At 34.8% G+C, this 13,918-nt stretch carries 14 protein-coding genes; 2 read left to right on the plus strand and 12 right to left on the minus strand.

Features of this window, described 5'->3' with window-relative positions:
* Nucleotides 1–28 precede the first annotated feature (28 nt).
* The gene (locus LNP04_RS12065) at nt 29–673 is read left to right on the plus strand and encodes a 50S ribosomal protein L25/general stress protein Ctc (RefSeq protein WP_229983210.1); all 645 of its coding nucleotides are present in this window, start codon (nt 29–31) and stop codon (nt 671–673) included.
* 159 nt (nt 674–832) lie between these two features.
* On the plus strand, nt 833–2,053 hold the full coding sequence (locus LNP04_RS12070; protein WP_229983211.1) for an aminotransferase class V-fold PLP-dependent enzyme: 1,221 nt from the start codon (nt 833–835) through the stop codon (nt 2,051–2,053).
* Between the two features lie 97 nt (nt 2,054–2,150).
* Here the strand turns inward: LNP04_RS12070 and LNP04_RS12075 are convergent, their stop codons facing one another.
* The 12 genes from LNP04_RS12075 to hemA all read right to left on the minus strand — a co-directional run bounded on the left by LNP04_RS12075 (nt 2,151) and on the right by hemA (nt 13,735).
* On the minus strand, nt 2,151–3,152 hold the full coding sequence (locus LNP04_RS12075) for an IS110 family transposase (protein ID WP_229983212.1): 1,002 nt from the start codon (nt 3,150–3,152) through the stop codon (nt 2,151–2,153).
* A gap of 252 nt (nt 3,153–3,404) precedes the next feature.
* Entirely contained in the window at nt 3,405–4,436 is a 1,032-nt protein-coding gene (hemE, locus tag LNP04_RS12080) for a uroporphyrinogen decarboxylase (protein ID WP_229983213.1), read from the minus strand.
* Between the two features lie 124 nt (nt 4,437–4,560).
* Complete coding sequence (locus LNP04_RS12085; protein ID WP_229983214.1) at nt 4,561–5,943, minus strand: alginate export family protein; 1,383 nt, start codon at nt 5,941–5,943, stop codon at nt 4,561–4,563.
* Complete coding sequence (locus tag LNP04_RS12090; protein WP_229983215.1) at nt 5,940–6,734, minus strand: hypothetical protein; 795 nt, start codon at nt 6,732–6,734, stop codon at nt 5,940–5,942. The genes LNP04_RS12085 and LNP04_RS12090 overlap by 4 nt, the downstream gene beginning before the upstream one ends.
* An 18-nt stretch (nt 6,735–6,752) precedes the next feature.
* Nucleotides 6,753–7,325, minus strand: a complete 573-nt coding sequence (locus tag LNP04_RS12095; RefSeq protein WP_229983216.1) for a TMEM175 family protein — start codon at nt 7,323–7,325, stop codon at nt 6,753–6,755.
* Nucleotides 7,326–7,389: 64 nt separating this feature from the next.
* The gene (locus LNP04_RS12100; RefSeq protein WP_229983217.1) at nt 7,390–8,604 is read right to left on the minus strand and encodes a hypothetical protein; all 1,215 of its coding nucleotides are present in this window, start codon (nt 8,602–8,604) and stop codon (nt 7,390–7,392) included.
* A gap of 99 nt (nt 8,605–8,703) precedes the next feature.
* Complete coding sequence (locus tag LNP04_RS12105) at nt 8,704–9,276, minus strand: Crp/Fnr family transcriptional regulator (RefSeq protein ID WP_229983218.1); 573 nt, start codon at nt 9,274–9,276, stop codon at nt 8,704–8,706.
* Between the two features lie 23 nt (nt 9,277–9,299).
* On the minus strand, nt 9,300–9,974 hold the full coding sequence (locus LNP04_RS12110; RefSeq protein WP_229983219.1) for a uroporphyrinogen-III synthase: 675 nt from the start codon (nt 9,972–9,974) through the stop codon (nt 9,300–9,302).
* A gap of 131 nt (nt 9,975–10,105) precedes the next feature.
* Nucleotides 10,106–10,768, minus strand: a complete 663-nt coding sequence (locus tag LNP04_RS12115; protein ID WP_229983220.1) for a peptidoglycan recognition family protein — start codon at nt 10,766–10,768, stop codon at nt 10,106–10,108.
* A 6-nt stretch (nt 10,769–10,774) separates the two neighbouring features.
* Nucleotides 10,775–11,356: a DUF1287 domain-containing protein gene (locus tag LNP04_RS12120; RefSeq protein ID WP_229983221.1), complete on the minus strand. Its 582-nt coding sequence runs from the start codon at nt 11,354–11,356 to the stop codon at nt 10,775–10,777.
* A gap of 209 nt (nt 11,357–11,565) precedes the next feature.
* Entirely contained in the window at nt 11,566–12,474 is a 909-nt protein-coding gene (gene hemC / locus LNP04_RS12125; RefSeq protein WP_229983222.1) for a hydroxymethylbilane synthase, read from the minus strand.
* Complete coding sequence (gene hemA, locus LNP04_RS12130) at nt 12,461–13,735, minus strand: glutamyl-tRNA reductase (protein WP_229983223.1); 1,275 nt, start codon at nt 13,733–13,735, stop codon at nt 12,461–12,463. Before hemA ends, hemC begins: the two co-directional genes overlap by 14 nt.
* Nucleotides 13,736–13,918: the final 183 nt, after the last annotated feature.

Consider the following 13,918-nt stretch of genomic DNA (forward strand, 5'->3'; position numbering starts at 1 on the left):
AATCAAAACAATTTTTAAATTTTTATAAATGAAATCTATTACAATTCAAGGTACAAAAAGAGAAAGCGTGGGCAAAAAGTCGACAAAAGCTTTACGTGATGCTGAATTAGTTCCTTGTGTTGTTTACGGAGGTGGCGAGCCATTGAACTTCTCTGCATTAGAGAAAGCGTTCAAAGGTTTAGTGTATACTCCTGAAGCACACACGGTATCTATTGAAGTTGACGGACAGGTAATTCCTGCTGTTCTTCAGGATATTCAGTTCCACCCAATTACAGACAAAATTATTCATGCAGACTTCTACAGATTATCTGACGATAAGCCAGTAGTAATGGAAGTTCCTGTAAGATTAACAGGTCGTTCTAAAGGTGTTGTAGCTGGTGGTGTTTTACGTCAGTCTTTCAGAAAGTTGAAAGTAAAAGCTATTCCTGCAAACTTGCCAGACGAGGTAGTTGTAGACATTACTTCATTGAAGATTGGAAACAAACTTTATGTAGGTAGCATTAAAACTGAAGGATTCTCTTTCGTACACCCAGACAATGCAGTTGTTGTAGCTGTTAAAATGTCTAGAAATGCAGCGAAAGGTGGTGCTATGGCAGATGATGACGATGAAGAAGAAGTTGCAACTGAAGTTGAAGGAGAAGCTCCAGCAACTGAAGAAGCAGCAGCTGAATAAGAAATTTCTTAATCAAAATACAAGACCTGTCAATTTATTGGCAGGTTTTTTTGTTTTAGATGAAATCTATCACTCTATTGATCTGGCAGACTTTTGAATAAAATGTCGTAAATTTGAGGTGTTCTAAATAAGAACGTTTAATCATAAAAATTGTAATAAATGTTTGACATTCAGGAAATAAGAAGTCAGTTTTCTATATTAAACCAGCAAGTGAATGGTAAACCGTTGGTTTACTTAGATAATGCAGCAACATCACAGAAGCCAAATTCAGTACTTGAAATTTGGAATCAATATTATACAGAAATCAATGCTAACGTACACAGAGGAATTCATACGTTGAGTCAGTTGGCAACAGAAGAAATGGAGCTTTCGAGAAGAAAAATCCAGAAATTCATTAATGCTCAACATGATTTTGAAGTTATTTTCACGAAAGGAACCACAGAAGGAATCAACCTCATCGCTTATATTCTCACAGGGAAATTAAAAAAAGACGATGAGATTATCATTTCATACCTAGAACATCATTCGAATATCGTTCCTTGGCAATTGTTGTGTGAAAGAACCGGCGCAAAACTTCGTGTCATACCAATCGATGAAAACGGAATTCTGCAGTTGGATTATTTAGATGAATTTTTAAATGAAAAAACAAAAGTCGTTTCTGTGAATCAGGTTTCTAATGCTTTAGGAATTGTTAATCCGATTGAAGAAATTATTGCGAAAACAAGAGCGAATTCAGATGCATATATTGTTATAGACGGTGCACAATCTGCTCCGCATTTCAAAATTGATGTTCAGTCTTTAGATTGTGATTTCTTTGTGTTTTCGGGTCATAAAATGTACGCTCCGATGGGAACCGGTATTCTGTACGGAAAACAGGCTGTTCTTGAAGATCTGCCGCCATTCCACGGTGGAGGAGAGATGATTGCGGTTTGTTCGTTTGATCAGACTACTTACGCAGGATTACCTTTTAAATATGAAGCCGGAACTCCAAACGTAGGTGGTAATATAGCTTTAGGTGCAGCGGTTGACTTTATCAATAAAGTCGGTCATGAAAATATACAAAATCATGAAAATGCGCTACTTGAATACGCTCAAAAACATCTTTTAGAAATTGAAGGTTTAAAAGTTTATGGTGAAAATGCCAACAGAACTGGAGTTGTTTCTTTTAACTTAATTGGAATGGGAATTTCCTCAGATGTCGGAATGATTCTCGATAAAATGGGCGTTGCCGTAAGAACCGGACATCATTGTACACAGCCGATCATGGATTTCTTTAATATTGCAGGAACGGTGAGAGCAAGTTTTGCAGTGTACAATACATTTGAAGAGATTGATCTTTTAGTTGAAGGTGTGAAAAAAGCACAGAGAATGCTGGCGTAATTTTTCAGAAATTTAATTTAAACATAAAAACTCCCTTTCAGCTTTTGTTGAAAGGGAGTTTGCTTTTATAGTTTTTGCTAAATAAAATCTGTGTATTCTAAGACATATGCAAATTATATCTCACTAAATTTACGAAAGGTTCTTCTCTTTTTATAACGGCAAACATTCTGTAAACAAGTTTACAGCAAACAGCATTAATAATGGAATTATGGGCTTTTCCCTCTTCTTTTTTTCTCTTGTAATAAGATTTTAGCTCCTCATCGTAAATAACTGCCGAATTTGCACCATTAAAGAGTACCGTTTTAATCCTCTTATTTCTAAGCTTGCTGGTTTTGGTCTTTCCTTTAATACTCGTTCCCGAGGAATGCTCAAAGGGAGCTAAACCTGCATAGCAATTGAATTTTCTGGGATTCTGAAACGCTGTAAAATTATTAGTCAAAACAATCATATAAGCAGCGGTCAGCATACCTACTCCTTTTACTTTGGTTATTTTCTTATAATTCGTGCTTATTTGCTGTTGTTTATCAATTTCCTGCTGTATTCTTTTTTCTACCAAATCAATATTGTTGTCCAATCGTTTGATGTGTTCTGCAATCTCATCTATTTGATAGCTAACATCGGCAATTTTATTTATTTGATGAAAAGATTGTTTCTCATTTTTAAACTGCGTTCTTATCTTTATCAAATGGTTTCTGTAGGTCAGAAGGTTTTTTATCATAAGAATTTCTTTCTCCGGAAGAGCATGGAGTTTGAGTTCATTACAGTGAACTTTTGCATACCTTGCTATTCTCCACGAATCTACTTTATCATTTTTCCCTCTCTGAATTCCCTGACTCAACTTTATTTCCAAGGCAGGAATCTGATAATAAGGCAGATTATGGTTTTCTAATATTTTAGCAAGAAGAAGCCCGTAGTTACCGGTGTTTTCAAAGCAATACCGTAACTGGGAATCCTTTCTTACGTTAGTTGAAATCATCTTTTCAACTCCTTCAACCGAGTTTTCTACCTTAAAGAAAATCTCTTTTTCGTCATTCTCACTCATTACACAGACATCCAATGTATCTTTAGAAATGTCTATTCCGACAAAATAATTTTTCATAATTTTGGATTTAGGAATAAGCCTGAATGAACCAACCTTGAATGATGCTAAAACCTTTAATAAGCCTCAATGCTTAACATTCTAAATGGCAGTAATTCAAAAGAGAAAATAAAGTCTGATACACAGAATAGTTCTGTTCTGGCAATCTGTTTAGTTCACTTTATTTTCTCTGGTTCTTCAGAATTATAATTATTATCTAAGTTAATGCTAAATCCTTTGGCAAATCTAAAGGAAATCTGTGGGAGAGAGCAATTAATTATTCGGCTTCCAATCTACCACCGCTCTGATAAACGCTTCCGCATTTTCCAAAGGAATATTAGGTAAAATTCCATGACCCAAGTTGGCAATATATCGGTCTTTTCCGAAACGATTGATCATTTCGTTCACCATTTTCTTGATGGTTTCCGGAGTTGAGTGTAATCTCGCAGGGTCAAAATTTCCCTGAAGTGTCATTGTGTGATTCGTCAGTGTTCTCGCCAGTTCAGGTTTAATCGTCCAGTCAACACCCAATGCAGAAACTGGCGACATTGTCATATCTTCCAAAGCAAACCAGCATCCTTTTCCGAACACCACAACGTGCGTTAAAGGAGCCAAAGCTTCAACAATCTGACTGATGTACTGCCAAGAAAATTCCTGATAATCTTGTGGAGAAAGCATTCCGCCCCAAGAATCAAAAACCTGAACTGCAGATACTCCTTTTTCCACTTTTCTTTTCAAATAAGCAATCGTAGTATCTGTGATTTTCTGAAGTAGTAAGTGTGCAGCTTCAGGCTGCTGGAAGCAGAAAGATTTCGCAATATCAAAAGCTTTACTTCCTTTTCCTTCCACGCAGTAGCAAAGAAGCGTCCAAGGCGAACCTGCAAAGCCAATCAACGGAATTTCGTTGTCTAGTTTAATTAAAGTCAGTTCAATCGCATCAAAAACGTAGCCTAAAGTATCATTCACGTCCGGAACGATCACATTCTGCACATCTTCCATCGTTCTGATAGGATTATCCAACCATGGGCCTACATTTTCTTTCATTTTAAAATCAATTCCCATTGCCTGAGGAACGACTAAAATGTCAGAAAATAAAATCGCAGCATCCAAAGGATATCTTCTGATCGGCTGAACGGTAATTTCAGAAGCTAGTTCCGGAGTTTGACATCTTGTGAAAAAGTCGTATTTATCACGTAATGCGATGAATTCAGGTAAATATCTTCCTGCCTGTCTCATCATCCAAACCGGTGGTCTTTCTACGGTTTCGCCACGAAGTGCTTTTAAATATAGGTCGTTTTTAATCATTATTTTTATATGAATAGAAATTTAGCTGATGTAATTTTCAGGAATTTTTAAGGTTTAAACGTTAAATCCGAATAAATTACAACTGCACAAATTTACTGCTTTTATGCCATTCTTCAAAACAGAACTAAAACCCAATCCACATTGTCAATCCATTATAAAAAGTGTTTTTGCTTTCTCCTGTGTTTTTGATGAAATCGCCTGCTGCAAAATAGTAAGTTTCGTTAGATAATTTAATATATCTGCTGATTTCATATTCAAATTTTAATCCGCCTTGCCAACCAATCCATCGGCTTTTGTTGTTGTTTGATGCTCTTAATAAAGCTTTAGATCCGCTGTATAAGCCGTCATTCAATTGTGCACGCCAATAAAAGTTGGTTTCTGCTGTTGCAGTGAGTTTTTTGTTCAATTGCAATTTTATTGATGGATGAATGTCAAACATATTCATAGCGGCAACTTGTGTGATTAAACCGAAATAGGCAGGATTATTAAAATAAGGGTTGAAAGTTCCCATTTTATTATCTCCTATATTCTTGTCTCCCGAGATGTAATCTAATTTTATCCCGAAATCAGGTTTGAATTTTGTGTTGATTAATGTAAAATGCCAATCTCCTTCGATAGAATAGGCACTGATTGTTTTGTCTCCAAATTTCCCGAACTGATAATTGATTTCAGTATTGTATTTAAACCGTTTTCCAACATTCCCCCATCTTCTTAAACCAATGGTATGTCTTGTTTCGGGATTGGCACCGTCATTATATTTTATCAATTTGGTATCAAACCCGATGTAATATAATGAAGAATTTCCCAGAATTTTCTCTGTTTTGGCATTTATTCCGCCTCCCCAAGTGTAAGGAGCGTTGCCGGAATTATTATCAAAAAAACCATTGGGAACTTTTACTTCTCTTCCAAGAAATAAATTGGCATTAAGCATTTTATTATCAAAAATAAATCGGGCCATATCAAAACTTCTGCGACTGTTGAGCCCATCACGAAACGCCATCAAACGTCCAGAACCTAACAATAATTCCTGTCTTCCTGCCCGTAATTTTAATGTTGAGTTTTTTATAGGAACGGTAAATTCCGCAAATGCCTGATGCAAATCTAATTTGTCAGACTGTGTATAAACCGGCTCTTCCAAAGAAATTAAACCGTGCGTAAGCTGTCCAAAAACACGAACATATTTTCCCAAATGCAAATCAGTATGAAACATCAATCTTTGAGAATAAAAATCTTCATCTGCGGTTTCTTTACTGCTCCAGTTTTTATTGTCGGTATGTTCCCATCTTGGACGGTATTCGCCACCGATATTTAGGTAAACAGATTTACTATTGTTAAGCGGAATTGCTTTGAGTTGATTGAGAAAAGAAGCATTACGAAGACTGTCGTTTTGCAGCAGTATATCGTAATTTTCGTCGGCTCGTAATGCTTTTATCGGAGGTAATGTTTGTGCTTTTACAAAAAGCGAACTTACCAAAATCACAAAAAAGGGAACTATATATTTTTTCATTGAATTGTAAAGTTTATAACGAAATTTTCATTATTATTTTGATTGAAATCAGAAGGTTTGTGGTCAAATATTTGATTTACAGAATTTGTGGCAATGTCTTCTAGCCGCTGGTTCACAATGATTTGATAATTTCCTTTTTTCCATTTTTTTGTAGGTTTGAAAACTAATTTTCGCTCCTGATTTTCGAGTTCTGTTTTCCCTTTGATTTCTCCATTATTAAAGAAAAATTTAATCAACGTCTGTGCAGAAATATGGTCTATTTTATCATTAAAATCGATAGAAAGAACATCGTTGCTTCTCGCTTTTGGCACTGTAATTTTCCATTCACTTGTTTTTGGAGGCAGCATATCTTCATCTATGGCAACAAATGTTTTTGTAAAATTTTGTGCTAATTTTTGGTCATCAAAATCCATCAAATCCTTATCAACAGTCAAAGTGTATTTTTTACCAACATCAAAGGCACGTCCCATCGTATTGTTTGCAAAAAGTCCCAATTTTACTCTTCCCGGGTCAACAATTAATGTAACTTTAGTTCGGTTTTCATTCCAGAGTTCATACTGATTTTCAAAAAATACACCTGTAATATTTTTGCCTTCTTCATTGGTTAGTTTTATGTGTTTCAGGATATCCATTTCCTGCACCGGCTTAGAAAATTGAATATAAAACCGAAGAATATTCACGGGAATAAAATCTGTTGTTGGATAGATTGCAACTACTTTTGGACTATTGTTTTGACCAAGAGCGAGAGCTGCTGAAAAAGTAAATAAAAGGATAAAGAAAACTCTTAACATCAATAATTGAATTGGTTATTAATTACTTATTTCTCTTTCAATTTTAGCGTCTGGTAAAAACCAAACCACACCAACAAACATGAAACCGATAATTGCGATGTAAGTATTGATAAATGCCAAGCAAATCCCCACGATATAAATGGCAAAAGAGAGGTATTCTTTTTTATGGGAGCCAATCATTTGGTGGATGGTTGCCGTTTTTTCACTGCTTTTAAGAATTTGAATTTTTAGTATTAAAAATGCGATGGCACTCATCAGAAATACAAATCCATAAAGTGAAACAGACATCGCTTCTATATGATTTTCACCTATCCACGAAGTGGTAAAAGGGATTAACGAAAGCCAAAATAGAAGATGCAGATTGGCCCAAAGTATTTTTCCGTTTACCTTTTCGGTAATTTGGAAGAGATGATGATGGCTGTTCCAATAAATCCCGACATATATAAAGCTCAAATAACTTATAAAAATGGGTGCAATTGAAATTAAACCTTTCAAATTAGTTTCTTCGGGAGCTTTTAATTCCAATACCATGATGGTAATAATGATGGCGATAACTCCATCACTGAATGCTTCTAATCTTGATGTTTTCATGATAAATAAATGATTAATGCAGTTACACAATTATAGTGTGTAACTGCAATCAAAAAATCTTAATTTAATTTTTCAAAAACTTATCTTTTCCCAAATCCTGAATCATCATATTCTGATACCCTTTCATTTGCAATTGTTGACCTTCATATTTATAAGATGGCTGGTCATACTCCGATACAAATTCATCTAATCTCAAGTACAGATTTTTCAGGAAAGAAATAAGTTCTAAGCTTCCGGTTTCGTCATTTCTTCTCATCGTTGCAATGTGGTAACCGTCTTGGTCGTCCATTTGAAGTAATCCCGTCATTGGAAGATTATTTACTGGCGTTCCCGAATGTTCTACCATTCCAGCATAACCGATGTCTTCCAATTTAGAACTAGCGGCAATATCGTTAATTTTGACAAATTGCGCTGTTCTGTTTCTGTTGGCTAAGATGATGCCTTCGTAAGGTTTTTTATCGAATCCTTCCGATTTGAATTTGATGATGTCGATAGGCGTATTTCCATAACCCATTTCGGCAATCGTTTTGCCTTTAATGTGAGCTCCGTCTTTGATTTCCTTTACCGGGATTAAAACCAAAGGCGTACAAGTATAAGCTGCCAGAATATAATCTTCATTATTTAAGGTTACAAACTGCAAGGTTTGGATAGGTGCTCTGGTTTCGTTTTGTCCGTGAACACCGTGAAAAATTTCGACAGATGAGGTTGCTACTTTGGTATTATTAAAAGGAAAATCAACAATTCTCAATGCTGAAGAAAATTCTGCATTAGACATTCCGCTGATGTAAACTTTGCCTTTATAAAAATCAATATCGGTAAAAGTCATTGAACGCATCGGTGTTTTGTCCCAAAATTTCACATCATTTGTAGGAGCGTCATTTAGTTTTACTTCCGTATGTTTTGTGCCAGCCAAATCAAATTTTCGGATTGTTCCCGATTGGTTTACAATAATTATTTGGGAAGTATAACCCGTTTTAGATTTGGTGTCGAAAGCAATGTAAGCCTCTTTTGATAAAGGATTTATCGCCATATCACGAACAATAATATCCGTTGCATTTACTTTTGCAAAAGTTGCAATTTTACTGCTCAAATCGTGAATGTTGTAAGCCTTTTGGGCTTCAGGATTTTTGCCTGCTTCGATGGTGTAAGCGTAAAGCGTTGCAGATTTGCTATCTCCTAAAAATAAGGTATTTGCATCTCCGAATTTAATAACATTTACAGATTGTGGTGTACTTGCGAAAGTTTGTACAGAGATTGACATCAAAACTATTGATGCCATTGATTTTAAATTTAATTTCATATCCAATGATTCTATTTTAGAATGCAAAAATTGGATAATTCTAAATTAAAATTAATAACCTAGATTAAGAGTTTTTATTTATTTTTTTTTCTTCATTTTGCTGAAAAATTCCGGAGTTACACCGAGATAAAGGGCAATCTGCTTCTGAGGAAGCAAGTGTTTTATTTTTGAGTATTTTCTTTTGAAAATATCATATCGCTTGTCAGCCGATAAACTTAAACCTTCAAGGACTCTGTTTTGTCCTTCTATATAAGCGTTTTCTGTAAGAATGCGAAAAAGTCTTTCAAACTTCGGAACTTTAAGATATAAAAGATCCAGATTTTTTTTACTTATCTGAAGACAATCTGTTTCTTCCATTGTTTGAATGTCTAGTAATCCGGTTTTTTGTGAAAGAAAGCTGTAAGTATCTGCTAACCAATAGTCTTGTGATGCAAAATATAAAATATGCTCAAATCCATTTTGGTCAATGGTGAAAGCTCTGCAACAGCCAGAATTTATGAAAGTTAAATATCTTGAGGTTTCCCCTTCTTTTACCAGATATTGTTTAGGTTTAAGTTTTTTCTCTGTCAATAACGATATAAAATAGGCCTCTTCTTTTTTGGTAAGCGAAATGTGTCTGGCGATATTTTTAAGAATGATATCTGTATTCATTTTAAAGGCGAGAATTTGTGTTTTTAATGTAAATTTTCTTTTATAACAGAAAGCAAATCTGCAAGATTATTTTTATTGCTTGTGAAAATTTTTTGTTGAGTGTTTTTTTTCAATTCTTTGGAAGTTGTATTTCCAATTGAGAAAATTTTTGAATGATTTAAAGGATTATTTTTCAAAAAACTACGGACTCCACTCGGACTGAAAAACACAATTGCATCATACTTTTCCGAAATTTTGGGATGGAGTTCTTCTGTCTTATAAACAGTGACTTTTTTGTAGTTAATATTTTGCAGCGGAAGCTTTTTGTCGAGCACATCAATGGCCAGGTTTCCACAAAAATGAATAAATTTTTCGTGAACGCAGTTGTCAATAATAAATTTGGAAAGCGTTTCAGCATTTTTTAAAACTTTAAAAGTCCCGAAGCCGTTTTTTCTGATTTCTCTTTTTGTTTTCTCGCCGACGCAGTAGATTTTATTGTAGTTTTTTGCGGCAAAATCTTCGTTTGGTTTAAATTGATTCTCAAAAAAAGATTTCACACCATTTGAACTTGTGAAAATCAGCGAGTAATTTTTTAAATCAAATACTTCAACATTTAAATTTTCTATCCGAATGACCTCAACACATTCAGCCGAAATGTCGTTTCCTAATTCTTTCGAAAGCAATTCGGAATCGATGTTTTTGGTAAATAAAATGTTCATTTTCTAAATCTTACATTTAAATAAGAATATAATTTTTAACGCAAAGGATGCTAAGATTTTTTTTTACTACTAACTGTTTTTAAGTTCGCTGAGGCGTTTCACTTAGCCAAGCACGCAAAGTTTTTGTCTTATTAATTACTTGGTTTGTCTTTTAGTTTTAAATCTGCAACCTGAAGTCTTACTTTGCTCATGAAATCTTTTCCAGGATCTTCTTTTCCGGTGAAATATTTAGGATCAGATTCTTTCCAGAGCTTAGAGTTTCTGAAAACTCCGTACTCCGAATGACCGATTAAATATTCGATCTTATATTTTTTAGTTAAATATCTTACTAGCTGAGCATTTGCAGAAACTTGCTTTTCTGTGAGCGGCTGTTTTTTACTTCCTATATTTTCAACTCCGATGGCGCAATAATTTAAACCAATGGTGTGTCTGGCAAATATATTCGGTTCCATCAGCTGATAAATTACTCCGTCTCGGTCAACAATGTATTGTGAAGAAACATTTAATGTACTTTGTTTTTTTAAAGTGTTTCTAGCGCTTTCGAGATGGGTATTGTTGAAGTATTTAAAATTACTTTCCACTGTTCCGCCAGCCGTGTAGTGCAAAACAATCATTTTAGGAATAATCGTTGGTGTTTTTTGAGTCAAGCCGTGATGATCTTTCAAATATTCTAAACTGAGCCGAATTCTCTCCTCAGAATAATTGATAGGTTTATTGACTATTTTAAACTCACTTTGTTGTGCAGGAGAGAAATTTAATATCAATAAAAATAGAAAGCAAATCAGGTTTTTCATGAATATTTATTTCTGATATTGATAATGTCCTGTAATAGTAAATTTAAACAAACAATCCTCAATAACCTGTCCGCCACCGATGTTGTGAACAATTAGATACCTTTTTCCATCCGCCGATTTTTTATTGACTACAATTCCGATGTGTGTCAAATTTCCGGGTAGAAGCCATGTTACAATATCGCCGGGAACATACAGTACAGGATTGGTTTCGATAGATTTTGACTTCCCGAATTTGGCAAAGAAAACCATCAGGTTTGGAACTCTTCTGTGGTCAATATTGGTGTCAGGCTTTTTCAAGCCGAACTTTTTAGGATATTTAGAAAAATTCATCTTCATATCTTCATGCACTTCTTTCTGTAGATCAATTCCGAGTTTTCTGTACGCTCTGATGATAACATCCGTACACACTCCTTTATCAGCAGCGACATCACCATTTGGATATTTGATTGAGTAATAAGCGGGATCGTAAGTAACTCGGTTTTTTGTTAAACTCAAGGCTGCATCAGATAATTTTTGAGCAAACTGATTCTGAGCATTCGCTGTAAAAACAAAAAACAGGAATAAGATTATGGAAAAGTACTTTTTCATCGATTTGAAACTTTAAATTAAAAACAGTTCTGTAAAGTTCAAAAATTTAATTCAAACATTAAGATGTTTTAGATATAAAGAAATGTTAAGATTTAGATAAACCCGAACTAAGAAGTTTGCTAAAAATTTCTTTAGAAATTCCCTTAACCAAACTTGACCCCTTAATAAATCTTAATGGTTCAAAAAAATTAATGTTAAGGTTCGAATCATTACAGCTGACTTTTAATCTCTGCCATCAATTCTCTTCCGCCGTTTTCTAATACGATGTTAGCAAATTTTTCACCGAAATTTTCTTCTTCATTATATTCAAAACTTTCGTCAATGGCGATATAGTTTTTTCCGTCAAGCGAACAAAGCGCTCCTTTAAAACGAATTTGATTTCCAATTTTTTCCGCAAAAGCACCAATTGGAGCGGTACAACCGCCTTCAAGTGTACTCAGGAAATTTCTTTCCATTTCTACACAGATTTGGGTTTGCTTGTGATTGATTGATTTTAAAATCTCGTTGATTTCCGGTTTTTCAGAATGTCCGGCAATTGTAATCACACCTTGCGAAGCGGCAGGAATCATTACTGGAAGCATCTCGTAATTGATGTCCATTTTCATTCTTTTGATTCCGGCTAGAGATAAAATGGTGGCGTCGAAATCCTGTTCTTCCAGTTTTTGTAATCTCGTCTGGATATTTCCTCTGATATCAAAAAACTGAGTGTCGGGATAATGTTTTGACCAAAAAGCACGTCTTCTCAAGCTACTTGTCGCCAGTTTCAGCTCGTGAAATTCTTTGTCTTGCGAAGATTTTCTTCTGATTAAAACGTCCTGTGGGTAATCTCTTTCAAGATGGGCAATCAGTTCAATGTTGTGTGGAAGTTGCGTGGGTACATCTTTCAGGGAGTGTACGGCAATGTCAATTTCGTCATTTAACAAAGCAACATCCAAATCTCTTGTAAAAACGCCTGTTATTCCTAAAGAATATAGGGGTTGATTCAGGTTTTTATCTCCCGAAGAAACGATGGGAGTGATCTCCGTAAGGTAATTATTGTTTTGTAAATGCCTGGCTACTTCTCTTGCCTGCCAAAGAGCAAGTGCCGAATTTCTGGTTCCTATCCTAATGCTTTTCATTGAATTCGTTATTGGGTTGTTCAACTAATATTTCGTGCATTAATTTACTAATTTCTTCGGCTTTAAGAGGGTTATCGATGATATATTTTGCAAAACGGTTGGTAATTTTCTGAATCATTTTCTCAGAAAGCTCCATGTCGTTGATATTGATGTACTTATTTTTTCTGTAGAAATTGTGCATTTCGTTGCGCTCCATGTTTTTCAAGACCGCTTTGAAATGATGAATGTTTGGTGCCAGTTTTCTCTTTTTCTCCCATTCCAGGAAGTCTTTAGTCATTTCCTTGATGATTTTTTCAGCTTTTGGGATTTCTTTTTCTCTCTGCTGTATAGTTTCCTGAATTTGTTTCGAGAGCTCATCAACGTCAATCAAAGTAACATGACTGAGTTCTGAAACGCTTTTATCAACATTATGCGGGATCGAAAGATCAATCACCAAAGTTTCTCTTCCGTTTTGAAAATGAGATTTGTTGATGATGGGGGTTTTTGCACCAGTGGCTACAATCAAAATATCGGTATTCTCAATTTCTTTATCAAAATCAGTGTAATCAATATTAGGAATATTGTATTTCTCGGAAATTTTTGCCGCAGTTTCCTGAGTTCTGTTGGCTATTTTAATTTTAGGCTGATAAATATGTTTTACCAAATTTTCAACCGTGTTCTGTCCGATTTCACCCACTCCGAGAAGCAAGATGTTTTTTTCGTTCAGTTTTTTTTGATTGTTTAAAATATAATGTACTGCGGCGTATGAAACCGAAGCCGCACCGTTGGAAATTGCCGTCTCGTTTTTAATTCTTTTAGAAATCTGAATCGCAGAGTTGATCGATCGTTCCAAATAAGGATTCGAGTTCTGTCTTTCTTTCTTAAAACGGGCGTATGCCTTCTTGATTTGTCCGATAATTTCAAAATCACCAATGATTTGACTCTCCAAACCGGCTGCCACTCTGAACAAATGTTTCAGCGCTTCTTCTTTTGTTAAAATATTGGCAAAAGGCAGGAAGTCTGAAAGGTTGACGCCAATCGTTTTGCAATACTCTTCAGCTACAAAAAGATAGTTGGATGTCGTAGTATAGATCTCGGTTCTGTTGCAGGTGGATACCACAAAAGCGTCGCCGAGATTTTCGTCGTGAATACGGGTGACAAAGTTTTTTATATTTTCGTCGAAGAATGCAAATTTGCCCCTTGTTTCTACATCTGCCTTCTCATAACTCACTGAAAGTACAGCGAAATTTGTCGTCTGATGTATGTTAGAATACTGTATCATAAGCATTGCAAATTTAAGGATTTTTAAATTAAACGTCTGCTGATATTATGTATGATAAATATCGTAAAAAGCTATAAATTATGTTGAAAAATCTGTAAAAATTAGATAAACGAAAGATTAATGAAAAATTTAAAATTTAATAAAATTTTAACCAAATTATATTCATGATATTATTCATAAGTA

It is taken from the genome of Chryseobacterium sp. C-71, from assembly GCF_020911865.1.
Taxonomy (GTDB): domain Bacteria; phylum Bacteroidota; class Bacteroidia; order Flavobacteriales; family Weeksellaceae; genus Chryseobacterium.